General features: G+C 27.1%; 32 protein-coding genes. 22 read left to right on the top strand and 10 right to left on the bottom strand.

Annotated elements, in window-relative coordinates; all coding sequences use genetic code 11:
• Positions 1–129 precede the first annotated feature (129 nt).
• The 5 genes from EJL03_RS16320 to EJL03_RS02460 all read right to left on the bottom strand — a co-directional run bounded on the left by EJL03_RS16320 (position 130) and on the right by EJL03_RS02460 (position 2464).
• On the bottom strand, positions 130–561 hold the full coding sequence (locus EJL03_RS16320) for a hypothetical protein (RefSeq protein ID WP_243108606.1): 432 nt from the start codon (positions 559–561) through the stop codon (positions 130–132).
• 13 nt (positions 562–574) lie between these two features.
• Complete coding sequence (locus tag EJL03_RS16325) at positions 575–877, bottom strand: transposase (RefSeq protein ID WP_243108607.1); 303 nt, start codon at positions 875–877, stop codon at positions 575–577.
• On the bottom strand, positions 874–1044 hold the full coding sequence (locus EJL03_RS16330) for a hypothetical protein (RefSeq protein ID WP_243108609.1): 171 nt from the start codon (positions 1042–1044) through the stop codon (positions 874–876). Before EJL03_RS16330 ends, EJL03_RS16325 begins: the two co-directional genes overlap by 4 nt.
• Positions 1045–1186: 142 nt before the next feature.
• Entirely contained in the window at positions 1187–1735 is a 549-nt protein-coding gene (locus EJL03_RS02455) for a DUF6143 family protein (RefSeq protein ID WP_125152375.1), read from the bottom strand.
• 90 nt (positions 1736–1825) lie between these two features.
• Entirely contained in the window at positions 1826–2464 is a 639-nt protein-coding gene (locus tag EJL03_RS02460) for a cyclase family protein (protein WP_125152376.1), read from the bottom strand.
• A 153-nt stretch (positions 2465–2617) separates the two neighbouring features.
• Here EJL03_RS02460 and EJL03_RS02465 point away from each other — a divergent pair, with 153 nt between their 5' ends.
• Positions 2618–3319, top strand: coding sequence for an arginase (locus EJL03_RS02465; RefSeq protein ID WP_125152377.1), 702 nt, complete (start codon positions 2618–2620; stop codon positions 3317–3319).
• A gap of 478 nt (positions 3320–3797) precedes the next feature.
• Positions 3798–4460, top strand: a complete 663-nt coding sequence (locus EJL03_RS02470) for an HD domain-containing protein (protein WP_125152378.1) — start codon at positions 3798–3800, stop codon at positions 4458–4460.
• 397 nt (positions 4461–4857) lie between these two features.
• Here EJL03_RS02470 and EJL03_RS02475 read toward each other — a convergent pair whose 3' ends face one another.
• Entirely contained in the window at positions 4858–5352 is a 495-nt protein-coding gene (locus EJL03_RS02475; RefSeq protein WP_243108611.1) for an amidase domain-containing protein, read from the bottom strand.
• A 158-nt stretch (positions 5353–5510) separates the two neighbouring features.
• Here EJL03_RS02475 and EJL03_RS02480 point away from each other — a divergent pair, with 158 nt between their 5' ends.
• Complete coding sequence (locus EJL03_RS02480; RefSeq protein ID WP_125152380.1) at positions 5511–6248, top strand: ferritin-like domain-containing protein; 738 nt, start codon at positions 5511–5513, stop codon at positions 6246–6248.
• A gap of 51 nt (positions 6249–6299) precedes the next feature.
• On the opposite strand, the gene ytaF is transcribed toward EJL03_RS02480, so the two are convergent.
• A complete protein-coding gene (ytaF, locus tag EJL03_RS02485; RefSeq protein WP_125152381.1) occupies positions 6300–6896 on the bottom strand; it encodes a sporulation membrane protein YtaF in 597 nt (198 codons plus the stop codon).
• Between the two features lie 128 nt (positions 6897–7024).
• Here ytaF and EJL03_RS02490 point away from each other — a divergent pair, with 128 nt between their 5' ends.
• The 18 genes from EJL03_RS02490 (at position 7025) to EJL03_RS02575 (ending at position 22861) form a co-directional block, all read left to right on the top strand.
• Positions 7025–7888, top strand: a complete 864-nt coding sequence (locus EJL03_RS02490) for an MBL fold metallo-hydrolase (protein ID WP_125152382.1) — start codon at positions 7025–7027, stop codon at positions 7886–7888.
• A gap of 116 nt (positions 7889–8004) precedes the next feature.
• Positions 8005–8442 (top strand): RrF2 family transcriptional regulator, encoded by a 438-nt coding sequence (locus EJL03_RS02495; RefSeq protein ID WP_125152383.1) that lies wholly within the window; start codon positions 8005–8007, stop codon positions 8440–8442.
• Between the two features lie 55 nt (positions 8443–8497).
• The gene (gene cysK / locus EJL03_RS02500) at positions 8498–9424 is read left to right on the top strand and encodes a cysteine synthase A (protein ID WP_125152384.1); all 927 of its coding nucleotides are present in this window, start codon (positions 8498–8500) and stop codon (positions 9422–9424) included.
• Positions 9425–9443: 19 nt separating this feature from the next.
• Entirely contained in the window at positions 9444–10592 is a 1149-nt protein-coding gene (gene nifS / locus EJL03_RS02505) for a cysteine desulfurase NifS (protein ID WP_125152385.1), read from the top strand.
• A 23-nt stretch (positions 10593–10615) separates the two neighbouring features.
• Positions 10616–11710, top strand: a complete 1095-nt coding sequence (gene mnmA, locus EJL03_RS02510; protein WP_125152455.1) for a tRNA 2-thiouridine(34) synthase MnmA — start codon at positions 10616–10618, stop codon at positions 11708–11710.
• A gap of 314 nt (positions 11711–12024) precedes the next feature.
• The gene (locus EJL03_RS02515) at positions 12025–12504 is read left to right on the top strand and encodes a Na+/H+ antiporter subunit E (protein ID WP_125152386.1); all 480 of its coding nucleotides are present in this window, start codon (positions 12025–12027) and stop codon (positions 12502–12504) included.
• Positions 12501–12767 (top strand): MrpF/PhaF family protein, encoded by a 267-nt coding sequence (locus EJL03_RS02520; RefSeq protein WP_243108613.1) that lies wholly within the window; start codon positions 12501–12503, stop codon positions 12765–12767. Before EJL03_RS02515 ends, EJL03_RS02520 begins: the two co-directional genes overlap by 4 nt.
• A complete protein-coding gene (gene mnhG, locus EJL03_RS02525; RefSeq protein ID WP_125152387.1) occupies positions 12764–13087 on the top strand; it encodes a monovalent cation/H(+) antiporter subunit G in 324 nt (107 codons plus the stop codon). Before EJL03_RS02520 ends, mnhG begins: the two co-directional genes overlap by 4 nt.
• Complete coding sequence (locus tag EJL03_RS02530; RefSeq protein ID WP_125152388.1) at positions 13074–13310, top strand: hydrogenase subunit MbhD domain-containing protein; 237 nt, start codon at positions 13074–13076, stop codon at positions 13308–13310. Before mnhG ends, EJL03_RS02530 begins: the two co-directional genes overlap by 14 nt.
• The gene (gene mbhE / locus EJL03_RS02535; RefSeq protein WP_125152389.1) at positions 13310–13588 is read left to right on the top strand and encodes a hydrogen gas-evolving membrane-bound hydrogenase subunit E; all 279 of its coding nucleotides are present in this window, start codon (positions 13310–13312) and stop codon (positions 13586–13588) included. Before EJL03_RS02530 ends, mbhE begins: the two co-directional genes overlap by 1 nt.
• A gap of 12 nt (positions 13589–13600) precedes the next feature.
• Complete coding sequence (locus EJL03_RS02540) at positions 13601–14020, top strand: MnhB domain-containing protein (RefSeq protein WP_125152390.1); 420 nt, start codon at positions 13601–13603, stop codon at positions 14018–14020.
• A 2-nt stretch (positions 14021–14022) separates the two neighbouring features.
• A complete protein-coding gene (locus tag EJL03_RS02545) occupies positions 14023–14385 on the top strand; it encodes a sodium:proton antiporter (protein WP_125152391.1) in 363 nt (120 codons plus the stop codon).
• A gap of 2 nt (positions 14386–14387) precedes the next feature.
• Positions 14388–15872 carry a complex I subunit 5 family protein gene (locus tag EJL03_RS02550; protein ID WP_164508976.1) on the top strand — a complete coding sequence of 495 codons (1485 nt, stop codon included), beginning with the start codon at positions 14388–14390 and terminating at the stop codon, positions 15870–15872.
• Between the two features lies 1 nt (position 15873).
• Positions 15874–17325, top strand: a complete 1452-nt coding sequence (locus EJL03_RS02555) for a complex I subunit 5 family protein (RefSeq protein WP_125152393.1) — start codon at positions 15874–15876, stop codon at positions 17323–17325.
• A gap of 24 nt (positions 17326–17349) precedes the next feature.
• Positions 17350–19353: a complex I subunit 5 family protein gene (locus EJL03_RS02560; RefSeq protein ID WP_164508977.1), complete on the top strand. Its 2004-nt coding sequence runs from the start codon at positions 17350–17352 to the stop codon at positions 19351–19353.
• 200 nt (positions 19354–19553) lie between these two features.
• Positions 19554–20330, top strand: a complete 777-nt coding sequence (locus tag EJL03_RS02565; protein ID WP_125152395.1) for a hypothetical protein — start codon at positions 19554–19556, stop codon at positions 20328–20330.
• 12 nt (positions 20331–20342) lie between these two features.
• On the top strand, positions 20343–21479 hold the full coding sequence (locus EJL03_RS02570) for an AAA family ATPase (RefSeq protein ID WP_125152396.1): 1137 nt from the start codon (positions 20343–20345) through the stop codon (positions 21477–21479).
• An 11-nt stretch (positions 21480–21490) separates the two neighbouring features.
• Complete coding sequence (locus EJL03_RS02575) at positions 21491–22861, top strand: vWA domain-containing protein (RefSeq protein WP_125152397.1); 1371 nt, start codon at positions 21491–21493, stop codon at positions 22859–22861.
• Positions 22862–22912: 51 nt separating this feature from the next.
• On the opposite strand, the gene EJL03_RS02580 is transcribed toward EJL03_RS02575, so the two are convergent.
• Positions 22913–23563 (bottom strand): DUF4397 domain-containing protein, encoded by a 651-nt coding sequence (locus EJL03_RS02580; protein ID WP_125152398.1) that lies wholly within the window; start codon positions 23561–23563, stop codon positions 22913–22915.
• A gap of 142 nt (positions 23564–23705) precedes the next feature.
• On the opposite strand from EJL03_RS02580, the gene EJL03_RS02585 reads away from it, so the two are divergent.
• Positions 23706–24563, top strand: a complete 858-nt coding sequence (locus EJL03_RS02585; RefSeq protein ID WP_125152399.1) for a YitT family protein — start codon at positions 23706–23708, stop codon at positions 24561–24563.
• A gap of 13 nt (positions 24564–24576) precedes the next feature.
• On the opposite strand, the gene EJL03_RS02590 is transcribed toward EJL03_RS02585, so the two are convergent.
• Together EJL03_RS02590 and EJL03_RS02595 are read right to left on the bottom strand one after the other, a co-directional pair.
• Positions 24577–25311: a polysaccharide deacetylase family protein gene (locus EJL03_RS02590; RefSeq protein WP_125152400.1), complete on the bottom strand. Its 735-nt coding sequence runs from the start codon at positions 25309–25311 to the stop codon at positions 24577–24579.
• A 30-nt stretch (positions 25312–25341) separates the two neighbouring features.
• Positions 25342–26487, bottom strand: coding sequence for an amidase domain-containing protein (locus EJL03_RS02595; RefSeq protein ID WP_125152401.1), 1146 nt, complete (start codon positions 26485–26487; stop codon positions 25342–25344).
• Between the last annotated feature and the right edge of the window lie 14 nt (positions 26488–26501).

Consider the following 26501-nt stretch of genomic DNA (forward strand, 5'->3'; position numbering starts at 1 on the left):
TAGTAGTATTACCTAATTAATATTAAAAGAATGAAAGGTATATCTTGGATGGGTTTATTTCATCATAAATTAACAACAAAACATACTTTAATATAAAAATGACTACATTATATATTAAAAAATATATGATTACTTTTTGTATGCAAATATAAAATCATTTATTAATTTTATATATGAGTTGTCTTGGTCAATAATTTTGATAGCTTTATTACATAGAGAAGATACCCTTGATTGTGTTATATTTCCAAGAATTTTGCAAATGTCTTTACAACGAAAATTACATAGCCCTCTCATCATAAGAACAGCAATGGCTCGTGCTTTTGTAGAATTGGGATTATTTTTTATATAGATTTCTATTTTCTCAATATTTAATTTTATAGCTAGATATTCTATTATATCCTCTGAGGTGAAGTTTCTTGTAAGAATTTTTCTTTCACTTAAATAACAAGTTTTTTCATCCTTAAATTCAATATATTCTTTTAATTTTTTATCATCATAAATATATACTAAATTTATATATCTTTTTCTGGATTGCTTAATGTTGGTATTAAATAATTGCATTATAAAGTTATCATCAAGTATTCCATAAATATCTTTTTTTTATACCTAAATAAACACCTAGACTAGAGTAGTTATATTTTTCAGGGCTGTTAGCATATTTTTTAATATCCACTGGATTTCTATGTATATACGCAGAAGCTTTAATTAAATAATTTTCGTTATTTATAATTTTGCTTTTAAATCTATCTTGGAATAAATGGCCATGTCTATGGTATTTATTATTATAGTTAATAGCGTATCTAAAATCTAAACTGTGCATTATTCTTGATATATCTGCACCATTGCTATCTATTATAAAATGTGCATGATTATTCATAAGGCAGTAAGCGTAGACTTTAAAATTATATATTTTTGATAGTGTTTCATAAAAGATAAATACGTATCTTTATCGTTATTATTTTTGAAAAGTAATAGTTCACTGATACTTCTTATCATTATATGAAATATAGAATCGTTTGATTTCATTCTTGCACATCTTGGCATATAAAGAACACCTCACTAATTACAAGAGTTATGCATAATTATAACCATTTAACTTAAGAATATTCTTTATATTTATTAAAGGGACGGTTAATATATGATTTAGTTGTATTTGTTAACCGTCCCTCAGTTTGGTTTAGTTAAACTAACATTTTTCTTCCCACCAACCAAAGGCGATATCACCTTTTCTTAGCTCTTCATCTATAGAAGGAAGAAAGATTACAAAAGATCCTCCGGGTGGAATTATGAATTTCCCATTTTTATCATCGGCAATTGATGAAAAAGCTGGTACTATTCTATTAAATGCATTTACTCCGTTACAGAGATTTTCAGAGGTGTTCTCATTATATGCTAATCTTATTTTTGGTTTGGGAAGTGGACAAAGTACAGTATTACCTGGAGTAACCATTTTCGAGGTAACACCTGGATGGTTTATTAAAGGATTAAACCATATTTGGGCAAGAAAAGGTGTTTCAGAAGCATTAGTAACAGCGAAGGTACTAACAAATAGATTTACTCCTGATTTTTTAGGGTTAAATAAACCTCCCCAAGCATTGCAACCATCCCCGAAGGTTAAAAATCTTGTTTGACCTAAGAAATATTTTCCTTGAAATGATTTCTTAACAGGGTTTTCTATATTAACCACTTTTATCGGGTTAATACAGGTTATATTTGTATGGCATTTTTCAATCATAAAAAAACCTCCATTATTTATAGAACACATGCATTTCATAATTAATAATCATGTTCAATATATTTTATGAGATATTTATGATTTATGTGATTATAGGCTATAGGTCTTTGCTACAGATCTTACAGGTGAACCATCACCACATTGAATTTTAAGTGGGAATAAAAATAGTTCAAAAGATTTATTTACTAAAAAATTTAAATTAGCAAGGTTTTCTATAATTAATTTATTATTTTTTAATAGTTTATTATGGTTATTTAAGGTTATATTACTTTCACTATCTATAGAGATAGTATCTATACCGACCCCTTTAATATCAAGGCTTGACATATAGTAGCATAATTTATTTGACATATACTTATATTTGGATAAGTAGTTAACCGTCCCCCAATATCTATCATGCCCTGTGTAAAATAAAATGAAATCTTTATTAGATAAGTTGTAGTTATTTAGAATATCTATATCAATACATTGGGATTTAATATTCCTGCAGTCTATAATAATACCTTGTCCGTAAAAGTTATCTAATGGTATTTTATCAATAGTTAGTCCATTTTCTATTATATGATTTGGGGCATCTACATGTGTTGAGGTATGGGTAGTAATGGAAAGTTTTTTTACATTGTAACCTTCCGTATTAATAGAGGATAAATTATATATATTAGTTCTTTCTTTTTCACAATAAGTTATCATATCAGAATCGATGGGGTAGGATAAGTCTATAAAAGCCATAGTTACATCTCCTTTTTAAACTGTTTATCACTTATATTATCATAAAGTTTAGGCTATTCATAGAATTAAGCATAACTATATGTTAGAATTATTTATAAATAGGACAATGCCTATGAATACTTTAAAGATATTGATAAATTAGGAGATGATGCTATGTGCAAGACTCTTTTAAGTATTGATTGGGATTATTTTATTAGAATAAAACCTAAATGGTGTGGTTCCTATATAGAAAATACACATAACTTAAATTATCTTTGGTATAAAAGATATATAGAGGAAAAGAGTAAAGGTATTGATATACAGAAAAAAGTAACAGTAGAAAAGACAATATGTAAGTTTTGGAGAAAAATTTTAAAGCATTTCTATATAACTAAAAAAATTCCTTTATACATTTCAGATTCACACAAGTTTTCATATATGATAGCTAAAAGGCATAATTGTAAACAGGTATATTTATTTGATGCCCATGCCGACTTAGGGTATGGTGGAATAACTTCTTTACAATTTGAAGTGAATTGTGCCAATTGGCTTGGAAAATTATTCTCTGATAAGTTAATAGGTAATGCCAATATAATATATGCCATGCATACCTTTGAAAATCCAGAAGATTTTAAGGAAATAAATCATTTATTTCAAATAAAGTATAGGAAATTCAATGAAATTAGGGGTAATATTCCTGTAGATGCTATTCATGTATGTAGATCTGGGGCATGGACTCCACCTTGGTTAGACAAAGATTTCTATAAGTTTGTTAATGAGTTAAAATTGCCATATATAAGTCTAGAAAGTATGGATAGGGAGTGGAATTTAGATAAAATGACTCTATCAGATGAGATAATGTATTTAATTAGTTAATGGATATTTGATAGAAACAGCCAAAGAATTTTTAAAATTTATTATCAATGAGAAAGTTCATTGCTGTGTTTTAAATAATATTAAAAATTATTTTAGTGTAATATTTATTTTTTAAAATTATATTAATAATGAGGAACTACATGAAATGTAATCAAAATTCTATTTATACTAACCATGTTTGAAAACAAAATAGTAGATTGATTAATTAAAATAAAGTATTAGTTGATTGTAATAAAATATATTGTCTATTATTAAAGAGACGGAAACAAATATAGTGTATTGTCCTATTAGTAATTTTTGAGTAGATACCTAAATTGTAGATATAAGCAAGTTGATTAAAAAATGATGTAATAGGAATGTAACATAAAACAGAACAAAATTTTAAACTCTATATAAGAACATGGGTATTAAAACATATAATTATAATAATACAGTGACTAAATTAATAAATTTATATAATAAAAAGGGGAGAACAGATTTGGAAAAAAAATTTATTGAAATATTAAATGTAGTAGAACAAGAGTTATCCTGTTCTGCACATAGTATGGATCATATTTTAAGAGTGCATAAATTATGTTTGTATCTATCTAAATATGAAGAGAATGTGGATAAAGAAATATTATCACTATCTGCATTGCTTCACGATATAGCTAGATTTAAAGAAGATTCAGATTCTACAAGAAGTATTAAACATGAAGTACTTGGGGGAGTCATGGCTGAAAAGATATTATATGAAAGAAATTATGATAGGGAAAAGATTGATAAAGTAAAGCACTGTATACTATGTCATAGGTATAGAAGCGATAATAAACCGGAAACGGTAGAAGCAAAAATATTGTTTGATGCAGATAAATTAGATGCTATAGGTGCAATTGGTATAGCTAGAGCATATATGTTAGCAGGAGAATTTGGACAAAGTATATATTTAAATATATCTCCAGAACAATATAAATTAAATAATATAATGGAAAATGGTAGAATTAAAGACTTTGGTAAACATTCTGTTAATATGGAATATGAATTAAAACTAAAAAATATAAATAAAAGGTTACACACGGAAAAGGCTAAAGAAGTATCAAGGAAAAGACTTATATTTATGGAAAATTTTTTTGATGAGCTTAGAAATGAAGTAATTAAATAATAAATTATTATGGATAAAAAGAACTAAAATAGCTATTAATAAATAGTAGTTTTTTTTATAATACATAAAAGCTGTCTTAAAGTTTTATTTTAAGACAGCTAAAAGAAAATTATAAAGTAATTTTTTATTTGATTTTATTGTATAAAATTGTTTCTTTTTAAGTTTCAATTAAATATTTTTGGTGTTTATACATGGGTTCTAGTTAAGTATAATTATTATTTTTAAATTTTATTATTTACATGTACGGTTTATTTCTCAACTTTTGTAGATACAATGCTCACTTGTCAATATTATTTAAATACTGGTAAATACCACATTTTAATTTATATATTATTTAGATTAGGATTAAGTATCTAAATCCATACAATATTAAAATAATTTAAAAAATGTTCAAAAATTAATAGGCCACTTTTATAAAGTGTACTTTATAGGCGGACCAGCTATTGAAGTATGGAATATTACGTGCTTCAAAGGAGTGTTGTGAAATAAGAGGTATATTACCCATAAAAGAAGTTATTATGGCACTGTGAAAAATTTTTTTATTATAATCCTCAAAAAAAACTAAATCACCAAGTTGTAGTGAACTAAAGTCGAATACTTCATAGCCTTTTAAACCATTGAAATTTGAATTATAATTTATTTTCAAAGTCCAAAATAAAGAATGTGCTACGGCCCATGAAACCGACCAAGTTGGTGGAGTGGTTTTGCTATAAAACCATTGGTGATCATTTATAAAATTCATAGGTATTTTACCAGCATATAAACTTTGGGAAACAAAATTAGCACAGTCACCTCCAGTATTTTTGTCTAGAGGGAAATATTTGTAAACGGGATTAGGGGATAAAGCGTAAGTAAGAGCATAGTTTACAGCATCAATTCTAGAGTAAAACATATATATCTCCATTTTAAAGTAATCTACAATAATTAAATATGATAATATTATATTTTTGTTACAAAATTTTATAAATATTTAAGAAGTTATCTATAAGTAGCAATTGATATAATGTCACATATAATAAAATAGTATATAAAATTTATGGAGGAATGAAGTTGAAGTGTTGTAAAGATGAAAATCTAAAACCATATAATAGGCGCATTCAATATGGAATGGATTTTTCATATGATGGTTTGAATCAGTCCCTATGCTTAATTAAGGAAGTTGTGCAGGGAGAAAAAAATGAAATTTTAAAATATAATCATTTATTATCTTTATCACCAAATAGAGAGCAAAAGGAAATTATAAGAACAATAAAAAATGATGAGATAAATCATGGGAAGTGCTTTAGACAAATTTATTATTCATATACTTATGAATGTGTTGAAAGTTTAGATAAAGGAAAATATATCAAACAAAAAACTTATATAGAGGGTTTAAAGGAAGCAATGTTTGGTAAATTAAAAGCTATGGAAAAATATAGACTAATAAGAGATGGTGTACCAAGTAGATATTATAGAGATATTATATTTTGTATACTAACGGATGAGATGAAGCATGCATTATTATATAATTATATTTTAACTTTAAGTTTGAGTAATAAAAGGGAAAAAACAAGAAACGAAGAAAATATTCAAAGAGATATGAATTATAAATCTACTCAATATATGGAGTATATAAAACCTATAATTAGTAGGGCCATTGATGAAAAAAATATGGGTGTTGACATAGAGTATTTGATGTCTAAATGTATATTGTCTGGTACGTTACTTGGGAAAGGCATAAATCCACAAGATACTATAGAAGAAGTAAAACGTTTTGAAGGTAATGGAGAAATTAATTTTAACATATAGTTAGTATATTATTTAAGGTATATAGTGCTATTGCATTATATACCTTTTTGTTTATGCAAGTAACTCATATAATCCAAGTAATATTATAATTATGGCAGATACTACATTTGAATATTTAGCAAGGTTGTCTGATAAAAATTGTTCCCCTATAATAACACCTAATTGTATGAATATTATGCTAAACAAGAATGACGATATAGAGGTTATATAAATATTAAGTCCTGTTATACTAGCGCCTATACCTAGACCGATATTGTTTAAGCATAATATAAATCCAAGCATCAATGCTTCCTTGGTTTCAATATTTTTGGATCCATTAATATCTATTATTTCAGGATTTTTTAGTACATTTTCATAATCTGTATCTTTAATAGATTTTTGTTTGGTATTCAATGCAGTAAATAACATGTATAATCCAAAAATCATTAAAATTACACTACCAATTACATTAGCTATATTAGGGGATATAATATTTAGAAGCAATTTACCACAAAGCATAGAAAGGAAAGTACCCATGCCAGCTATAAAGGCTATTATAAAATTACTTCTATTATTTATTTTAATTTTATTTATTCCATAACTTAAACCTACAACAAAACCATCTCCACTTGAGGATATGGCAAAAAATAAAGCTGAAAGTATATGCATAATCTCCTCCTATATATTAATGGTACATAATTATGTTATGAAGGATTTATGCTATTGTTACAGCAAATCTATTATATTATAATAATATAAACAAAGATACTAAATTTCAATAATAAGGAGTTGACATAATGGATAAATTTCATATAAAAAGGTTATCTGATAATATTTTATATCTTCCTGCAGATCATGAAACAGACAGGCCCATATTAGCAGCTATATATGGTAAAAAAAGTACTTTGATAGTTGATTGTGGGAACTCATCTAATCATGCTGAATTATTTTTAAATCAGCTTAAAGAGTATGATTTACCACCTATTAAATTTGCAACTTTAACACATTGGCATTGGGATCACATATTTGGAATGGAAAAAATGAATGTACCTATAATATCTCATATTAAAACAAAAGAAGCTATAGAGAAAATGATTTATTATAAATGGGATGACGAGGAACTAGACAAAAGAGTAAAAGAAGGAATAGAGATTCCTTTTTGTGCTGATATGATAAAAAAAGAATTTAAAAATTGTAGAGAAGATATAAAAATTATTTTACCGGATATAACATTTGAAGATAAGTTGGAAATAGATTTAGGCGATATCAATTGTTGTATTGAAAATGTAGGTGGAGACCATTCAGAAGATTCTACTGTAGTTTTTGTAAAAGAAAGTAAAACGGTTTTTTTAGGAGATGCTTTAGCAGCTCAACTATATGCACCTAATTGGTATTATTCAAAAGAAGGATTAAAAAATCTTCTTAAAAAAATACAAGAGTATGATGCTAATATGTATGTAGAATCCCATTGTAGTCCTGTAGGTAGAAACGAGTTTAATGAGTATATTAATAAGCTTAGAAAGTATTCATGTATAGCGTATAAAAATGGTTATAATTTAGATAAATCTTGTAAAGAATTAAAAGAAATGTATCCTCTTGAGGTAGGTATAGAAGACATAGAGCTTATGGAGTACTTTGTTAATGAAAAATATATAAAATAAATAAAGGCATGTAGTATAATATGTTTAAAAATACTACATGCGTTACTTGACAGTAAAAGAAAATAGTATTATAATCATATCAAACATATAGGAATTATATACATGAGGTGCAAAAAATGAAGATTTCTACTAAAGGAAGATATGGTTTAAAAGCAATGATAGATATAGCTGTATATTCCATCTATGAAAATGTTACTTTGAAGAGCATATCTGAAAGAGAAAGTATTTCGGAAAAATATTTAGAACAAATTTTTTCAGCTCTAAGAAAAAATGGGTTAGTTATTAGTAAAAAAGGTGCTCAAGGAGGGTATATGTTAGCCGATAGCATGTCTAAAATTACTGTAGGCCATATACTAAGAGCTTTAGAAGGAGATTTAAATGTTGTAACTAACGATGGGGAACAACTAGTTGATACTATGGATAAATGCATTCAAGAAAATGTCTGGGGAAAACTAAATAATAGTATAAATTCTATAGTAGATTCAATTACGTTGGAGGAGTTAGTATTTCAATATAATAAATATAAAAATCCGAATTATATGTATTACATATAATTTTTACACTAAAACCTACTAAACCTATATGATTAATATAAAAGGAGTATATGAGATGAAGGTATATAAAAATTTAATAGAAACCGTAGGCAATACGCCCCTGGTTACTCTAGAAAAAATTAAAATAAAATATCATTTGAAGGCTAATATTATAGTAAAAATAGAGTATTTTAATCCTGGCGGAAGTGTTAAAGATAGAATAGCTAAGGAAATGATAGAAGAGGCTGAAAAGCGTAATATTATAAACAAAAGCACAGTAATAATAGAACCAACTAGTGGTAATACTGGTATAGGACTTGCGATTGTATCAGCAGTTAAGGGTTATAGACTTATTTTAACAATGCCTGAATCTATGAGTATAGAGAGAAGAAAACTAATAAAGGCTTATGGTGCGAAAATTGTTCTAACTCCTAAAGATGAAGGTATGAAAGGTGCAGTAAAAATGGCAGAACAACTTTTAGAGAAGTATCCTAATTCATTTATGCCACAACAATTTAAGAATTTGTCAAATCCATCAATACATGAGAAAACTACGGGAAAAGAGATTCTTGAGGATACTGATAATAATGTTGATATCTTTGTTGCAGGAGTAGGTACAGGTGGAACGATTACAGGTGTAGGAAAGGTGCTTAAACATAAAAATCCTAAAATAAAAATTGTAGCTGTAGAACCTAAGGAATCACAAGTACTATCAGGTGGAGAAGCGGCGCCACATAAAATACAAGGTATTGGAGCGGGATTTATTCCAGAAGTTTTAAAAAAAGAAATAATTGATGAAATTATTAAAGTGTCAAATGAGGAGGCTTTTGATATTACTGCAAAAGTTGCACAAAAAGAAGGTTTATTGGTTGGAATTTCATCTGGAGCGGCTATATTTGCGGCTATAGAATTAGCAAAAAGAGATGAAAATGCGGGTAAAAACATAGTGGTATTATTGCCTGATACAGGAACTAGATATTTATCAATGGATGTATTTGACTAAAATTATAAGGTGATGAATTATGAAAGATAAAATATATATGGATTATGCAGCCACTACTTATTTAAAAGAAAAAGTAATTGAGAATATGATGCCTTTTATTACCACGAATTTTGGGAACCCTTCATCTCAGTATTCAGTTTCTACAGAAAGCAAGATGGCTATAGATATAAATAGATTTAAGATTGCAAAAGCTATAAAAGCCAATAGAGAAGAGGTTTTTTTTACAAGTGGAGCTACTGAAGCCGATAATTGGGCCATAAAAGGATTTGCTCTGAAGAATAAAAACAAGGGAAATCATATAATTACCAGCCAAATTGAACATGAGGCTGTATTAAAGAGTTGTAAGTATCTTGAAACTTTAGGATTCCAAATAACTTATCTTAGTGTAAATAAGAAAGGATTTATAGATATTAATGAACTAAGAAAAGCTATTAAAAAAGAAACTATTTTAGTATCTATTATATTTGCTAATAATGAAATTGGCACTATACAACCTATAAAAGAGATAGGAGATATTTGTTATGAAAATAATATAGTATTTCATACAGATGCAGTCCAAGCACTAGGTAAGATATCTATAGATGTATTAGCTATGCACATAGATATGATATCTTTATCTGCTCATAAAATTTATGGACCTAAAGGAATTGGTGGACTTTATATAAGAAAAGGAATTAAAATACAGAATTTAATACATGGTGGTTCACAAGAAAGAGGTAGAAGGGCAGGTACAGAAAACATACCTTTTATAGTTGGGTTTGGCACAGCAGTGGAACTTGCTATACAAAATATGAAATGTGAGAATAAGAGACTAACTAGTTTAAGAGATATGTTTATAGAAAAACTTTTAAATATTCCTAATGCCTATCTAAATGGAGATTATAAAAATAGATTACCTAATAATATAAATGTAACTTTTGATGGAATACAAGGAGAAGATTTAGTATTCATATTAGACAGAGAAGGTATATGTGTGTCTAGTGGCAGTGCTTGTCAATCTACATCTATAAATCCATCCCATGTGTTATTGGCATTAGGTTTAAATAAAAATTTGGCGAAATCTTCATTAAGATTTAGTATTGGAGATAAAACCACTAAAGAGGAAATAAATTATGTTGTAAATATAATTTCTCAGATCATAGAAAAACTAAGAAAAAATAATATCTAAAGCTATTAAAGGATGTGATAAGGATTAGTAAAAAGGTTGTTTTAGGAATGAGTGGGGGAGTAGATAGTTCGGTAGCAGCGTATTTATTACAAAAGCAGGGATATGAAGTTATTGGAGTTACAATGAAAGTATGGGAAGATAGTAAAAATTATGAGCAAAACCAAGGGGGATGTTGTAGTTTATTTTCAGTTGAGGATGCAAGAAGAGTTGCATATAAACTGAAAATACCATTTTATGTAATGGATTTCAAAGATGAATTTAAAGACAAAATTATAGGGAAATTTATAAAAGAATATGTTAAAGGAAGAACGCCTAATCCTTGTATAGATTGTAATAAATATATAAAATTCCATTCATTTTTAAATAGAGCATTAAATTTAGGTGCAGATTATATGGCTACAGGGCATTATGCAAGGATTGAAAAAGAAGATGGAAGATATATTATTAAAAAAGGAATTGATAATAAGAAAGATCAAAGTTATGTATTATACAATTTTACACAACATCAGCTTAAACACACACTTCTTCCATGTGGAGGCTATACTAAAGATAATATAAGAAAGATTGCTAAGACAATTGGTTTAGAAGTATATGATAAAAAAGATAGTGAAGAAATATGTTTTATACCAGATAATAATCATGGAAAATTTATTGAAAAAGAGATAAAAAAGGATATTAAAGCAGGTTATTTTATAAATAAACAGGGTAAAGTGCTAGGTAAACATAAAGGGATAGTTTATTATACGATAGGACAAAGAAAAGGCCTTGGAATTTCTACAGGGAAGCCCTTATATGTTTTAAAAATAAATCCAAAGACTAACCAGATTGTTCTAGGAGAAAATGAGGAGTTATTTAAAAATCAACTTATAGCCAAGGATTTGAACTTTATTCCTTTTGAAAAATTGAGTAAATCTATGGAAGTGGATATAAAGATTAGATATACAAGTAAAATTTCTAGAGGGATAATTATACCAATAAAGAATAATGCAGTAATTGTAAAATTATTTGAAGATGAAAGAGCTATTACTAAAGGTCAGTCAGTGGTGTTTTATTCTAATGATATGTTGATTGGAGGAGGAGTAATTCATAAAGTTATAGATAGTGTGAAAAATGAATAATTTCCAGCTGATTTATTCTGAAATTTGAATTGATTAACTTTATAAAGAGGATTTTTAAAGATAGTTAAAATAGTACTTTATTTTATAAATAGAGTACTATTTTTGTTTTGAATTAGTCAATATGATTATATAAATATTTTTAATGTATAAATATACTAGTCTTTTAAAAAGAAAAATAATATATATTTAAAATTATGAATATTTTTTATATTTTTAAATTTGAATAATGATAAAAAAACTATAGACGGATGGCTATGAAATTTGATAATATAATATAGAAAGATGAAATACTAGAAGAAAGGAGACATAAATTCATGAAAAATTGGGTTATTTGCCTGTATATTGTGTTTTGGATTATTTTATCGGAAATCCTAAATATGGAAAGGATTATAATTGGAAGTGTGCTTTGTTTAGGTATATTTTTATTTAATAAAAAAATAATTCTAAATGACACAAAGAGTAAAGGAGTAAAAGGTAAAAAAGTAATTTACGGTATTTATTATATATTATTTCTGATTAGAGAAATATTTAAATCGAATTTTCATGTGGCGAAGTTAGTATTAAGTCCTAAAATGAAAATCTCACCTCAAATCTTTAGTATAAGCACAAAGCTTAAATCTGATTTCTATAAAACTATATTAGCAAATTCCATAACTTTAACACCAGGAACTTTAACTTTAGAATTGAATAATGATAAGCTTATTATACACTGTTTGGAAAAAGAAAATGTAAAGGTTTTAATAGATTCGGATTTTGAGAAAATTCTTTTGAAAGCAGAGGGGTATAAACAGTGATAACTATATTAACTTTTTCAATAATTTTTTTATCTATAACTATTTTGGGATGTATGTATAGGGCAATTAAAGGACCAAGTGCAGCGGATAGACTTATAGCAATAAATGTAATAAGCACTAAAACCATAGTTTTGATACTTATGGTATCCTTTATACTTCATGAAACCTACTTTGTGGATGTAGCTTTAGTTTATGCATTAATAAGTTTTATCGCAACTGTTGTTATATCAAATTGTATAGGTGTTAGGGAGGGAAAAAAGTGATAAAAATTTTATCTGGAAGTTTATTTTTAATTGGAGGATTGTTCTTTTTTTTAGTAGGTACAGTAGGTATATTAAGATTTCCAGATGTATTTACTAGAGTGCATAGTGCTGCTAAGTGTGATACTTTAGGTTTATTTTTAAGTCTTATAGGTCTTATTATATTTAATGGATTTAATGTTATAAGCTTAAAAATTATTCTTGTTATTATTTTTGTATGGATAACAAACCCTACGGCAACACATTTAATAGGAAAAGCAGAATTTTTAAGGAAGAACTTAGACAAGCAGGGTGAGGTGGATGTAGATAATGAAAATATTTAGTATAATAATGCTTTTAACTCTAATAGGATCATCTATAGCTGTATCAATGATAAAGAGCTTACTTGGATCTATAATTGTATTTACAGTATACAGTCTTGTAATGGCTATATTATGGCAGCAACTTAATGCGCCAGATATTGCAGTTACTGAAGCATCAGTAGGCGCAGGAATTACAACAGTACTTTTTATTATTACCTTAAAGAAAATTAAAGGAGCAAAATAATGAATAAAGTTATAGGGGTACTAATTACAGTGCTAATCACAATAACTCTTCTTCTGGGAGTAATGGATTTGCCCCAGTTTGGAAACGATAATAATCCTACCCATAATGAAGTATCAAAATATTATATAGATAACTCAATTAAGGATACAGGAGCTACTAATATAGTAACAGGTGTCATACTAGATTATAGAGCTTTTGATACTTTTGTAGAAGCTAGTGTATTGTTTACTTCAACAATTACAGTAATGATACTTTTAAAAAAGGGAATAAAAGGATAGAGGAGATATTTAATGAAGGACAGTATTTTAATTCAAGTAAGTAAAATTATAATTCCGTTCATACAAATATTCGGATTGTATGTGGTTTTTAATGGACATTTAAGTCCAGGAGGAGGATTTGCAGGAGGCACTATTTTTGGAGTAAGCCTTATATTATATAGAATTGTTTTTGGTAAAGATGAGGCTAAAAAAAAATTCGCGTATAAAAAATTAATGGGAATTGTATCATTTGGACTGTTACTTTATGGGACAATGAAAGGGTATAGTTTTATAACTGGAGGAAATCATATAAATTTACCCAAACCTCCACTTGGAACAGCTGGAAATATATTAAGTGGCGGTTTTATATTACCTTTAAATATAATTGTAGGACTTTTAGTAGGAATTTCAATGTATTTTTTTTATAGCTTATTCGAAGAAGGAGAAATTTAAAAATGGAAAAACTTATAATAAACTATTATGAAACAGCATCTATTATATTATTTGGGGTTGGGTTTTCAATACTACTGCTTAATAATAATCTGATAAAAAAAATCATTGGTATGAATATTATGGATACTGCTGTATTTCTATTTTTTATAGCTAAGGGATATATAAAGGGTAAAGAGGCTCCAATTATTACAGGAATGTACAAGGGAGTAGATAAATATATAAATCCTATTCCAACATCTCTTATGCTTACAGGAATAGTAGTAGCTGTTAGTACTACTGCTTTTGCTTTGGCTCTAACTATAAAAATAAATGAGAAATATGGAACTATACAATTAGATCAAATATTAGAAAAAAGGGGAGAATGATATTGAGTGTAGTACAAGCATTTCCACTTATAACGGTTTTAATATTGTTTATAACGTCATTTATAATGCCACTTATAAAAAATAAAAATATTGTAAAAGCAATATCATTAATTACTTTTATATTGTGTTTAATAATGCACATTATAAATTTAAAATATGTGATAGATTATGGCAGATATTTTTATAGAATAGGACACTTTAATGCACCCTATGGGATAGAATTTCACGTAGGAATAATAGAAAGTATTATAGGCACATTGTTTATGTTTGTATCTGTAATGATTACATGGTATTCAATTTACAATATTCATTATGATATAAAAGAAGAGAAAATATCATTTTATTATCTATTAGTTAATATACTTTTAGGAGCTTTATTAGGCATAGTATTTTCTAATGATATGTTTAATGTTTTTGTGTTTATAGAAATAGGAAATTTAGCCTCTTGTGGTATTGTTATAGTGAAAGACAAAAAGGAAAATATTAAAGCGGGAATGAAATATTTAATAATGAGTTGCCTTGGATCTGGTTTAGTTCTTATGGGAATTGCATTTCTATATTCAATCACTGGATATCTTAATATGAGTTATATACATAAAAGTTTAGTTACAGTACATGAAAATTATTCTAATATAATTCTTATAACTTTGGGGCTATTTACTGTAGGAATAGGAGTTAAGAGTGCTATGTTCCCATTACACATATGGCTTCCGGATGCACATTCAAGTGCGCCAACATCTTCAAGCGCAATTCTTTCATCTCTTGTATTAAAAGGATATATAATATTCTTTATTAAGATACTTTATAGGGTTTTTGGAAGGGGTATTATTAGTAATTTCCCAATATTTAATATCATTTTAATTTTGGGATGTTTAGGAATGATATTTGGCTCTGTGTTTGCGATAATGCAGAGAAATTTGAAAAAGATTATAGCTTATTCAAGTGTCGCACAAATAGGATATATTTTTTTTGCCATAGGTCTTGGAACAGAATTGGGTATCATAATAGCAATTTTTCATATAATATCTCATGCAATAACCAAAGCAGCATTATTTTTATGTGCAGGAGATATTATACATGCAACTGGTTATAAGGAAATATCAAATTTTAAGGGGTTAGGTAAAGAAATGCCTTATATTCTAACATTGTTTTTTATAGCTTCTTTATCTATGATTGGTATACCATTACTTCCAGGGTTTATAAGTAAATGGTATTTAGCACTTGGGAGTATGCAGGTAAACAAAGGTTTTTTTATAGTAGTAATACTTGTTAGTAGTCTATTAAATGCGATATATTATTTTCCTATTTCAATAAATGCTTTCTTTGGAGAGGAAAATCTAAAGGGAAAAGTATTTAAAGGGAAAAGCAAACCTTTAAAACAAATTTTGCCAATAGGTATATTAGTATTTGCAATGATTGGAATAGGTTTTGGATCAAGTATAATTATTGATTTAATTAAGACAGGTTTTAGTATGGGAGGATTTTAATTTGAATAACGCATTAATATTACTACCAATATTTTTTCCTTTTTTATCAGCAATTTTATTATTATTTAGTAATTTTTCTGAAAAAATAAGAAATATATTTGTAGGCGTGACAGTTTTCATTAATTTATTATTAGTAATAGGTATTACAAATTATTTTGGAGAAAGCAGTTTTCATTTATTAAGAGTAAATGAGTTTTTAGATATATATTTTAAAGTAGATAAGATAAGTATACTGTTTTCAGTATTGGTTTCTATACTATGGTTTTTCACTTCAATATATTCTATGGAGTATATGAAACATGAGGGAAAAGAAAAGAAATTTTTTATTTATTTTATTATTACTTTAGGCATTACTTTAGGTATAGCTTTTTCAGGTAACTTAATTACTTTATATTTTTTCTATGAATTTTTAACATTAGCTACATTTCCTCTAGTAATACATTCAGGTAGCAAAGAAGCTTTAGCTAGCGGGAAAAAGTATTTAATATATTCCTTTACAGGAGCAACTTTTATATTGTTTGGAATGATACTTTTATTTAGTGTTACAAATAACTTAAACTTTATTCCAGGGGGAATTTTAAAAGGATTAGATAATTATAACAGTATGTATAGTATAAGTTATATTCTTATGTTTATTGGATTTGGTGTTAAAGCGGCTTTAGTTCCTTTTCATTCATGGCTTCCTAATGCTATGGTGGCACCGACTCCAGTAAGTGCACTACTTCATGCAGTTGCGGTAGTTAAGTCTGGTGTGTTTTCCCTCATTAGAATTACTTTTTATGTTTTTGGTACGGAAGCTGTTAAGGAAGTAAATGGAACTAAATATTTAATTGTATTTGTTATTATATCTATTCTTATGGGATCTTTTTTAGCATTACATCAAGAAAACTTAAAAAAAAGACTGGCTTATTCTACTATAAGTCAATTAGGATATATTCTATTAGGAATACTTTTATTAAATAAAGATTCATTTATTGGAGGTATGATGCATTTAATAAACCATGCTGTGATTAAAATAACTTTATTCTTTTGTGTAGGGGCTATAATGTATACTACTCATAAAACTGAAATTAACGAAATAAAAGGAATAGGAAAACAAATGCCAATAATCATGTGGTGCTTTACTATTTCTGCTATTTCATTGATAGGAATACCACCTACCAATGGGTTTGTTAGTAAGTGGTTTTTAGCTCAAGGAGGGTTAACAGAAGGGAAAGCTGCTTTTCCTGCTATACTTCTTTTAAGTGCATTACTTACTGCTATGTATTTATTACCTGTAGTTACAGCAGCCTTTTTTAAAAAGGGTGATGATAAAGTAGTTGTTTTAAAGAAAGAGGCCCCCAAAAAAATGCTTATACCAATAATAAGTATTACTGTAATAACAGTAATTTTAGGATTATTTCCAAATCCAATACTTGCTTTTGTAAGTAAAATTGCTGAAGAGTTAATATAATTTTTAAAAGGGATGGTGAAGCTAGTGAATCCAAAACTAATATTGTTACTTATAATTATTATACCTTTACTTGGAGCTTTTATTGGATTCATCTTAGGTAGAATAAAAGAAAAAATTAGGGATTTATTTAATATATTTATTACTGGTGTAATCTTAGCATTGGTAACATACTTATACCCAATAGTTAGTTATGAAACTATAAATTTGTCTATTTCAGATATTATGGGGGTAGGGTTACATTTAAAACTTGATATGTTTAGATATATATTTGTATGGCTAACATGTTTTATTTGGTTTTTAGTTACTATTTATTCTACTCAATATTTAGTTAGTTATAAAAATAGAAATAGATACTATTTGTTTTTTATGCTTACTTTATGGAGTACTATAGGTGTATTTATATCTGAAGATTTGATAAATTTATTTACATTCTTTGAAATCATGTCTTTAGCATCCTATCCACTTATAATACATGATGAGGATGCATATTCTCATGAAGCAGGGCAAACTTATTTAATAATGGCAGTTACTGGGGGACTAGTACTTTTAATGGGATTATTCTTACTATATGATTATACACAAACTTTAAGAATATCTGAGCTTAAAGTTGCATTACTAAACATAGGATGGATAAAGTATGTAATAACCTCATTAATAATATTTGGGTTTGGTGTAAAGGCAGGTATGGTCCCCTTGCATATATGGTTACCTAAGGCACACCCAGCGGCGCCTGCACCTGCCAGTGCTATTCTTTCCGGTATATTGCTTAAAACGGGTATATTTGGCATACTAATTACATCACAGCTAATAGTTTCAGAGGACGAAAAAGTGGCTATAGTTATTTTAATTTTAGGTTTTATTACTATGGTTTCAGGTGGATTTTTAGCTATGTTCCAAAGAAATATAAAAAGAATATTAGCTTATAGTAGTATGAGTCAGATGGGTTATATTATTGTAGGAATAGGGCTTATGGGAATTCTTAAAGAGCACAAAGCAATAGCTTTATATGGAACTTTATATCATATAATTAATCATGTGTTTTTTAAAGTACTCTTATTTATGTTGGCGGGTATAATATATATGGTTTTACATGAACTAAGTATAAATTCTATAGGAGGATTTGGGAAAGGTAGGAAACTAATAACGGTAATGTTTTTTATAGGATTTTGTGCCATAATAGGAATGCCCGGATTTAATGGCTTTATAAGTAAAAATTTGCTTCATCATGCTTTAACTGAGGCTATGATTGTTTATCCAATTTATTGGAGAATAATATGTGAAAGTATATTTACACTAAGTGGTGCGTTTACAACTGCCTATTTATTAAAGATATTTATAGCAGTTTTTATGGAGGATAATAATGATGCTGATAGAAAAATAAAAACTAATATAACTAATATTGCAATTTTCCCTATAATAATATTATCTATATTAATTATATTTATAGGAATAAAACCTAGTTTTATAATAGACATATTAGATATGGCTGTAACTACATTTAATGTTTCTGGTGGTTTAGATGTAAAATTTTATACTTTATCTAATATTAAATCTTCATTTGTTTCTATTATAATAGGAACTTTAATATATACATTCTTTATAAGAAAAGTTTTAAGAAAAGAAAAAGATAATAAATGGTGGTATGAAAATATTGCTTTAAACTGGTTTAGTGTAGAAAGAAATGTATACAGTCCTACAATAAACTTTATATTTAAAATAAGTTCCGTTATTTTGAAATTATGTGATGAAGGATTAATACATATGATTAATTTTATTAATAATAGTTTTGCTTCATTAGGAGAAATTCAATTAGAATTTAGGAAAAATATTAAAAAAAAGGTTCCAAAAAAAGTTATTAATATAAGTGATATAAAAAGATCATCTGTTAATTTTGATAAGACATTAGTTAAGAAAACAATCAATGATGAGATAGATAAAATGGGTTATAAAATGAATAGTATTACTTATTCTATATACATATTTGCAATTGTACTTGCAATATTTCTTGTTGTATTGTTAGGGATATAAAAAATAATGATAACCTTATTAGTAGATATAAAATCTATTAATAAGGTTTTTTTATATTAAACTTTAAAATATAATTATTTTACAAGAAGTAGTATGAAAAGCATAAAATAATAATTATTATTGTTTAATTATAAAATTCCATAGATTTATAATTTATGTTAATATATAATAGTACATTAAAATTTAGGTGGTGATTTATATTGAATAAAGATGAAATTATAAGTCGGATAGAAAAGAATCCATATTATATTAAATTAATAAAAAATCCAACAGAGGATATGGCAATACTAGCTATAAAATCTAATGGAATGCTTTTAAAGTACATAAAAAATCCAAGTGAAAAGATAGCATGGGAGGCACTTAAAAATAATGTATGGTGTATAGAATATATACCAAATCCTACAGAACAGATGTGTTTGTTTGCAGTGAAAAAGGCTTGGAATACGTTAAAATTTATAAAAAAACCTAGTAAACCTGTTATATATGAGGCAATAGCAAATAAAGGTTGGGCTATCCAATATGTACAAAATCCTTCCGTAGAGATTCAAAAATTGGCAGTAGAGAAGGACTTTGATTCTATAAAATATATAGAAAACCCAAATGAGGAAATACAATTTGTGGCCGTAAAAAAGGATTGGAGTGCTATAAAATACATAAAAGAGCCAACCTTAAAGGTTGAAAGATTATGTATAATGCAAAATGAAGAAACAATGAAATATTTAAATAATATTACTATAGAAAAAATTCAACTTTTTATCTTAGATAATGTGAATATAGTTAAATATTTGGATAAAGATGACATAATAAATATAGAGCCAATATTGATAGAAAAAATTAAAAATAATAATGTAGAAGATAAATATGTTATTGATTTTATTAGATGCAGTTCTTTTGAATTTGATAAAGTAAAGTTTATATATAAGTACGGCAGTATGAAAGCTAAAAGAATACTATTAGATTATAAATTAAGTATATAAGGAGAGATATATATGAATTTTAATGAAGCAATACTTGCGGTGGATTTAGTTATAAAAAGTGGAGCAGTTCCATTACTTATAGGAGAGAGTGGCGTTGGGAAAACAGCTTTAGTGAGAGAATATGCTAAGAGAGAAGGATATTATTTCATAAATATAGATGGAAATCTTCTAAAAGAAGGTGAGATTGGAGGACTACCTACTGTTGAGGAAGATATAAGAAGTATAGATGGTATTGTTACTACAAAAAAGAAAACAGTGTATGCGGTATATACAAAATTAGTAGAGATTGATAAAGTTTTAGAAAATGATAGTAGTAAGAAAATATTATTATTTATAGATGAGATTAATAGATGTGAACATAGTGTACAACAGGAATTGATGAATATAGTATTAAATAGAGAGATAAATGGATACGTTCTTTCAGAAAGAGTATATGTAATTGCGGCTATGAATCCATCAAATAAATACGATAATTATGTACAAAGTGATTATCAGGTTGTAGATATGGATCCTGCACAGGAAGATAGGTTTGTCTGGATTGAATTAGATTCGGATGTATTAGCTTGGTTAGAGTGGGGAAAGGATGAAAGGGTTAATATACATGAAGATATCTTAGAGTTTATTTCCAATTTTCCTGAGTACCTTCATACGCCATACTCACAAGAACCTATAAAAGCTACTCCAAGAAGTTGGGAGAGAGTTTCTAATATATATAAAGTTTATTTAAAAGAAAAGGCAAAATATTCTTCTAACATATTTTATAATGTGGTCAAAGGGAATGTTTCAAGTAGTATAGCACAGGATTTTATGAATTTTTTGGAAGAAAATAAGAATCCTATCATTAAACCTGAGGAAATATTTTGCAATTATGATTTAGATAAAAATTTAGTAGTTAGGGTAAAGAATGAGAGCCATTCAAAACTTTATTTAGCTTGTAAGAATGCTCTTTTATATTTAAAAAATAATGAACATACGGAAAAAGAAATAAATATATTCTCTAAGTTTTTACAAATATATCCTGTTGATTTGAAAATGGGTATTATGCAGGAAGTTAAAATTAATTATGAAGAAACGCTATATAAAGAGTTTATGAAGGATGAAGTTTTCATAGAAGGATATTTTTCTATGTACAATGAAGTTGAAGATTAGGAGAGAATCTTATGGGAAATTATAGATTTGAAAAATTAAGAGGAAATTTACTAAAAGAGCTATATAAATGTGATGATAACTTAATTTTATCAGAGCATTTTGTTAAAAATTTTTATGATTTAATAGAAATATGTAATTTTTCTCTTATGAAGGGGGAAAATAATTTTTTCGGTTTTTTTATTATACAAATGAAGAGAAACATAGATGTATTTATGCCTACAGCAATAGGCACTATTTTTTCAGTTTCTCATTTTACATTGAATTTTAATCCAAGAATGTTTTTAAAATATAGCTTAGAAGAAATGCAGGCACTTTTGAAACATGAAATATACCATATAATGTTTTCACATTTTATAAGGAGAAAGCAACTTGCAAAAAGATATAATGACTACATAGTTGATACTGCACTGGATATATCCATAAATCAATATATTGAGGGGTTGCCTAAGTGGTTACCCACCATAGAAAGCGTTAAGTTATCATTTAATGTGGATTTAGAATATAATAAAACTGTAGAGTATTATGCCCATGAAATATATAAGGCTATGGATAAATTAAAAGGACAAAAAGGTTTGGAGTTATTAAATAATAATTATAAAGAGAATTCTTTGGATAAAATTCATGAAACTTGGGTTAAATTTAAAGAAAAATTGCATTCTGAGCAATTAAAAGAACTTATAAAGAAAACAGCTAATAATGCATGTAAAGGGAAAACTCCAAAATCAGTGGAAAAAGCATTAAAAAAATTAAATGAAAAACCAGAAGTATCTTGGAGTAATTATTTGAAAAAAATAATAGGGACGTTACCTGTTGGGTACAAGAAAACTATTACAAGAAAAAACAGAAGACAACCGAATAGATTAGATTTAAGAGGAAAACTAACAAATCATATAACAAAAATTATAGTTGCTATAGATATAAGCGGAAGCATTACAGATATGGAAATAGAAAAAATAATGGTAGAAATTTTTAGTATATTAAAAAATCACCCTTCTACTGTTACAATAATAGAATGTGATGATAGGATAAGAAGGGTGTATGATGTAAAAACACTAAAGGATCTTAAAAGAAAAATAGATACAAAAGGTGGAACTGCTTTTTCACCCGTTTTTCAGTATATATATGATCAAAAGTTAAGAGATTATCTTTTGATATATTTTACGGATGGGGAAGGAGAAAAACAATTGTCTATAAAACCTATAAATTTTAAGACATTGTGGGTTTTAACTGGAAGAGAACAAGAGTTGTCTTTAAAAGATTATTTTGGTGAAGTTAAGAAACTTTCAAATAAAAAAATAGAAAAAAATGATGTAAGGATAGCTATAGAAGATATGGGGGAAATCACAAAAGACTGGGCGTGTGCTGCAAACCAATATATATAATTTTTAAGCTGTGAGCTCTATAAATGCCCACAGCTTTTAAAATAAAAGTATTTAAAATTTAATGTAACTATTACCATCTAGAGGAACTAACAGTTGAAGAGGAGGATTGCTGTTTGACAGACCAACTAAATATATGGTATAAAAATTATTCCCTTTCAATATTATGTTAGGTGATAATAATAATACATCGTCAGTATTAGAACCTCTTACTTGTATACCATATATACCCGGGTCTATTGCTTCGTATTGGGTGACCTCACTAAATGATATATCAGTAAATATTATCCCACTATTAGCTATGGATACATTTACTGAACGGGTATTTGGAGATAAATGAGCAAATCTTAACATTACTTTATCTTTTATAGGAGACATAACAGTATCTTCTATAGGTTTAAAATATAATTCTTTCAAGAAATTTAGTATAGCTCCTGTTAGTATTTGGTTATTTGAGATGAATATATTTGTATCTATTACTGGTACGGAAGTACTTCCAGATGGATATACTTTTAGTACATAATATCCAGGTTGCATTGCAAAGTAATCTGTGAAATCTTTATATTCAAGATTTTTAACTAAAATTTTATTATTTAAATATACGTCTACTTTTGGAGCATCTGGAGAAGCATGAAGAAGTCTTAAATAAGATATTTGTGGATTTTGTCTGAACAAATTATTTTGAAAAAATGGACAAATAAACATATTTTACCTTTCTACTTTATACAATAATTACAATATTAATATATGTAATTATTAATTTAATGGTACGTTTATTTTATAATTTACTTATTCTAAGAAATGTAATATTATTTACATAGGGTTATATTATAAGGGGGAAAAATAAGTGGAATTAAAAGAGTATATTAATAAAAAAAGTTTTAAAAATATAATTTTCATAATATTAGGACCTTTAGTTTCTGCTATAGGCATAAATATGTTTATAATTAATGCTAAATTATTAAGTGGAGGAGTATCTGGAGTAGCTTTAATTGTGGAGTATCTATTTAACATACCTTCAGGATATATAGTACTGATAATGAATATACCATTATTATATTTAAGTTATAAAAAGATGAGTCCAAGGTTTACAATATACACATTAATAGGGAGTATTTCTCTTTCTGTTATGCTTATATTAACTAGACCACTTAAACAATATACAGCTATTGATGATCCACTTCTTCTATGTTTATATGGAGGGATTTTAAATGGAGCAGGTGTAGGAATATGTTTTAGTAATCATGGTTCTACAGGAGGACTTGATATAGTCTCATCTGTTATAAAAAAAAAGTATGATAATTTGGACATAGGTAAAATATCTTTTATAGTAAATGTATTGATTGTAACTGCGGGAGCGTTTATATTTGATATTAGAAAAGCTTTGTATACATTAGTTTCTATGTATCTTACTGCATATATGATAGATAAAGTAGTTAAGGGATTTGATCGAGATAAATTAATTCTTATAATTACTGAAGAGGAACAACTTGTAAGTGAAGCTATTATGAGTAATTTGAGAAGGGGAGTTACATTTTTATATGGAGAGGGAGCGTACACCAATAAAAGTAGAAGAGTATTATATTGTGTGGTGCCGTTAGCTCAATTGCCTCAATTAAAGCAAATAGTAAAAGAAATAGATGAAAAATCTTTTATATCTATATTAGATGTATCAGAAGTAGAAGGAAAAGGCTTTAGAAAATAGGCATTAATTAAGCCTATTTTCTAAATTTATAATAATATTCTTTGGTATTACCATTTATTGCTCTAAAATCACAACCTAGTTCTTTATAGTATTCAATAATTTTTGGAAGAGCCTTTACTGTATTTTTATTATTAAAATTACAATGCATTAATATAATGAATCTATCAGGATTACCTCTATATTTTTTTGAATTACTAACTAGTTGTTCGGAAGTTAGATTTGGGTACATACCGTCTTTTAAATCTATATTCCAATCATATACTAATAGGTTATTATCATGTAGCTTATTTAAAAAATTAGTGTTTAGATGGGGCACACTTCCTCCAGGAAAACGTATTATATTAGAGTGAAATCCTGTAATATCTTTTATATATTTTTGTGTGCTCAACATTTCATCAACGAATATTTCTTCATTAGAATATACTTTTTTATAATTATGAGAATAAGTATGAAGTCCTATTCCATGACCTTCTTTATATATTCTAAGAAGAATATCTTCTTTGTCTTCAATTTCTTTACCTACTACAAAAAATGTAGCTTTTACATTATATTCTTTTAATACATCCAATAGTTGATTTGTTATTACATGGGTGGGTCCATCATCAAAAGTTAAATATACAACTTTCCTATTTTCATCTGGAGAGATAACATTTTCAGAATCTTTTATATGGTAATTGTATATATAAAAATTAAAAGCAAAGATACCTATTATTAATAATGAGCATAATTTAAATTTTTTATTTCTCAATTTATCTCATCTACTTTCTGCAATAGTACTTTATCTTATATGAATAAGGTGAAAAAAAATATTTTTATCTCCCCACCCTAAATCCCAAGGCACATGGTACCTATCTGTAGTATGGGAGTTTATTAAAGGATATCCTCTAGAATCCCAAGAAGTTACTATAGCGAAGTGATCTATATCATGACCTTTTGCGTAACATATAAGATCTCCAGGTTCTAATTTTTGTACCGAACCACAAGGATAGCCCTCTATTGGAGTTATTAATTGTTTAAAATCTCCTCTTTTTATTAATTTACCTTTTCCACTATAGAGAAGATAGTTTCTAAAAGCATCAGCATTAACAAAGGCTTTACTTCCTTCAGCCATACCATATTTAGGATAGTTACAATGCCATGAACCATCAAATTTTAGACCACCAGCATCTTTGTCTCCTAAAACTTGAGATGCAAAGTTTGTGCAATCTCCACCAATGCCATTGTAGTCCTTATATTTTTTATTATATTTATAATCTGTATTATAATCTAAAGAAGCTCCACAATACTTATCTGCATATTTTATGGCTTTTAATCTGTCGTAGCGGCCTTCATAGTTTTCATTTATTACTTTAGGACAATTTTCTATTGAAAATACTTCATCTTTTGAAAAATCCCAGGGAGTAATGTCTCCAGTGTAAGATTTTAAAGCATCTTCAAAGCAATCTGTGTACCAATCACTAAAGATAACCCATTTATCATTCTTTTTAGTTAAATCTACTGTATGTTTTATTCCAACTCCAAAAGAATTTATAGTAGGGTTTGAGTCATTTTTATAAAAATAGTTAAATTTGTATAATTCTTTTAAAGCAAGGCGTACACCTTTTTTTGTATTATAAACTTTATATAAAATAACAGAGGATTTAACATCTTTAAATTCTATGTTTCTTTGGTATGCCCAATGTTTTAAATACTTTACTCTTTTTATTTCATGTTCAAGAGCCCATTCACCGTATTTATGTGATGTATCAAAATAACTTTGAAGAGCACTCAAATCTCCATTTATAAATACTTTAGAACGATTATTATATAGGTTTTCAATTTCTATTTTTAATTCTTCTTTATTTACTTTAGTTTGGGCTGAAGCATAACTTCCAAATAAAGTACAAATTATTATTAAAGCCAAAATTTTTAGTGCTCTTTTCATATATTTGTTAGGCA

It is taken from the genome of Clostridium rectalis, from assembly GCF_900626095.1.
Classification (GTDB): domain Bacteria; phylum Bacillota; class Clostridia; order Clostridiales; family Clostridiaceae; genus Clostridium_AS; species Clostridium_AS rectalis.

What these genes read in the sequence shown, in the direction of transcription:
- EJL03_RS02465 (WP_125152377.1), top strand. Translation starts at nt 2,618, where the DNA reads ATGTGCAAGACTCTTTTAAGTATTGATTGGGATTATTTTATTAGAATA.
- EJL03_RS02540 (WP_125152390.1), top strand. Translation starts at nt 13,601, where the DNA reads ATGAAGGACAGTATTTTAATTCAAGTAAGTAAAATTATAATTCCGTTC.
- EJL03_RS02490 (WP_125152382.1), top strand. Translation starts at nt 7,025, where the DNA reads ATGGATAAATTTCATATAAAAAGGTTATCTGATAATATTTTATATCTT.
- EJL03_RS02530 (WP_125152388.1), top strand. Translation starts at nt 13,074, where the DNA reads ATGAAAATATTTAGTATAATAATGCTTTTAACTCTAATAGGATCATCT.
- ytaF (WP_125152381.1), bottom strand. Translation starts at nt 6,896, where the DNA reads ATGCATATACTTTCAGCTTTATTTTTTGCCATATCCTCAAGTGGAGAT.
- EJL03_RS16320 (WP_243108606.1), bottom strand. Translation starts at nt 561, where the DNA reads ATGCAATTATTTAATACCAACATTAAGCAATCCAGAAAAAGATATATA.
- EJL03_RS02475 (WP_243108611.1), bottom strand. Translation starts at nt 5,352, where the DNA reads ATGTTTTACTCTAGAATTGATGCTGTAAACTATGCTCTTACTTACGCT.
- EJL03_RS16330 (WP_243108609.1), bottom strand. Translation starts at nt 1,044, where the DNA reads ATGCCAAGATGTGCAAGAATGAAATCAAACGATTCTATATTTCATATA.
- EJL03_RS02595 (WP_125152401.1), bottom strand. Translation starts at nt 26,487, where the DNA reads ATGAAAAGAGCACTAAAAATTTTGGCTTTAATAATAATTTGTACTTTA.
- EJL03_RS02455 (WP_125152375.1), bottom strand. Translation starts at nt 1,735, where the DNA reads ATGATTGAAAAATGCCATACAAATATAACCTGTATTAACCCGATAAAA.
- nifS (WP_125152385.1), top strand. Translation starts at nt 9,444, where the DNA reads ATGAAAGATAAAATATATATGGATTATGCAGCCACTACTTATTTAAAA.
- cysK (WP_125152384.1), top strand. Translation starts at nt 8,498, where the DNA reads ATGAAGGTATATAAAAATTTAATAGAAACCGTAGGCAATACGCCCCTG.
- EJL03_RS02495 (WP_125152383.1), top strand. Translation starts at nt 8,005, where the DNA reads ATGAAGATTTCTACTAAAGGAAGATATGGTTTAAAAGCAATGATAGAT.
- EJL03_RS02460 (WP_125152376.1), bottom strand. Translation starts at nt 2,464, where the DNA reads ATGGCTTTTATAGACTTATCCTACCCCATCGATTCTGATATGATAACT.
- EJL03_RS02545 (WP_125152391.1), top strand. Translation starts at nt 14,023, where the DNA reads ATGGAAAAACTTATAATAAACTATTATGAAACAGCATCTATTATATTA.
- EJL03_RS02570 (WP_125152396.1), top strand. Translation starts at nt 20,343, where the DNA reads ATGAATTTTAATGAAGCAATACTTGCGGTGGATTTAGTTATAAAAAGT.
- EJL03_RS16325 (WP_243108607.1), bottom strand. Translation starts at nt 877, where the DNA reads ATGAATAATCATGCACATTTTATAATAGATAGCAATGGTGCAGATATA.
- EJL03_RS02515 (WP_125152386.1), top strand. Translation starts at nt 12,025, where the DNA reads ATGAAAAATTGGGTTATTTGCCTGTATATTGTGTTTTGGATTATTTTA.
- mbhE (WP_125152389.1), top strand. Translation starts at nt 13,310, where the DNA reads ATGAATAAAGTTATAGGGGTACTAATTACAGTGCTAATCACAATAACT.
- EJL03_RS02575 (WP_125152397.1), top strand. Translation starts at nt 21,491, where the DNA reads ATGGGAAATTATAGATTTGAAAAATTAAGAGGAAATTTACTAAAAGAG.
- EJL03_RS02580 (WP_125152398.1), bottom strand. Translation starts at nt 23,563, where the DNA reads ATGTTTATTTGTCCATTTTTTCAAAATAATTTGTTCAGACAAAATCCA.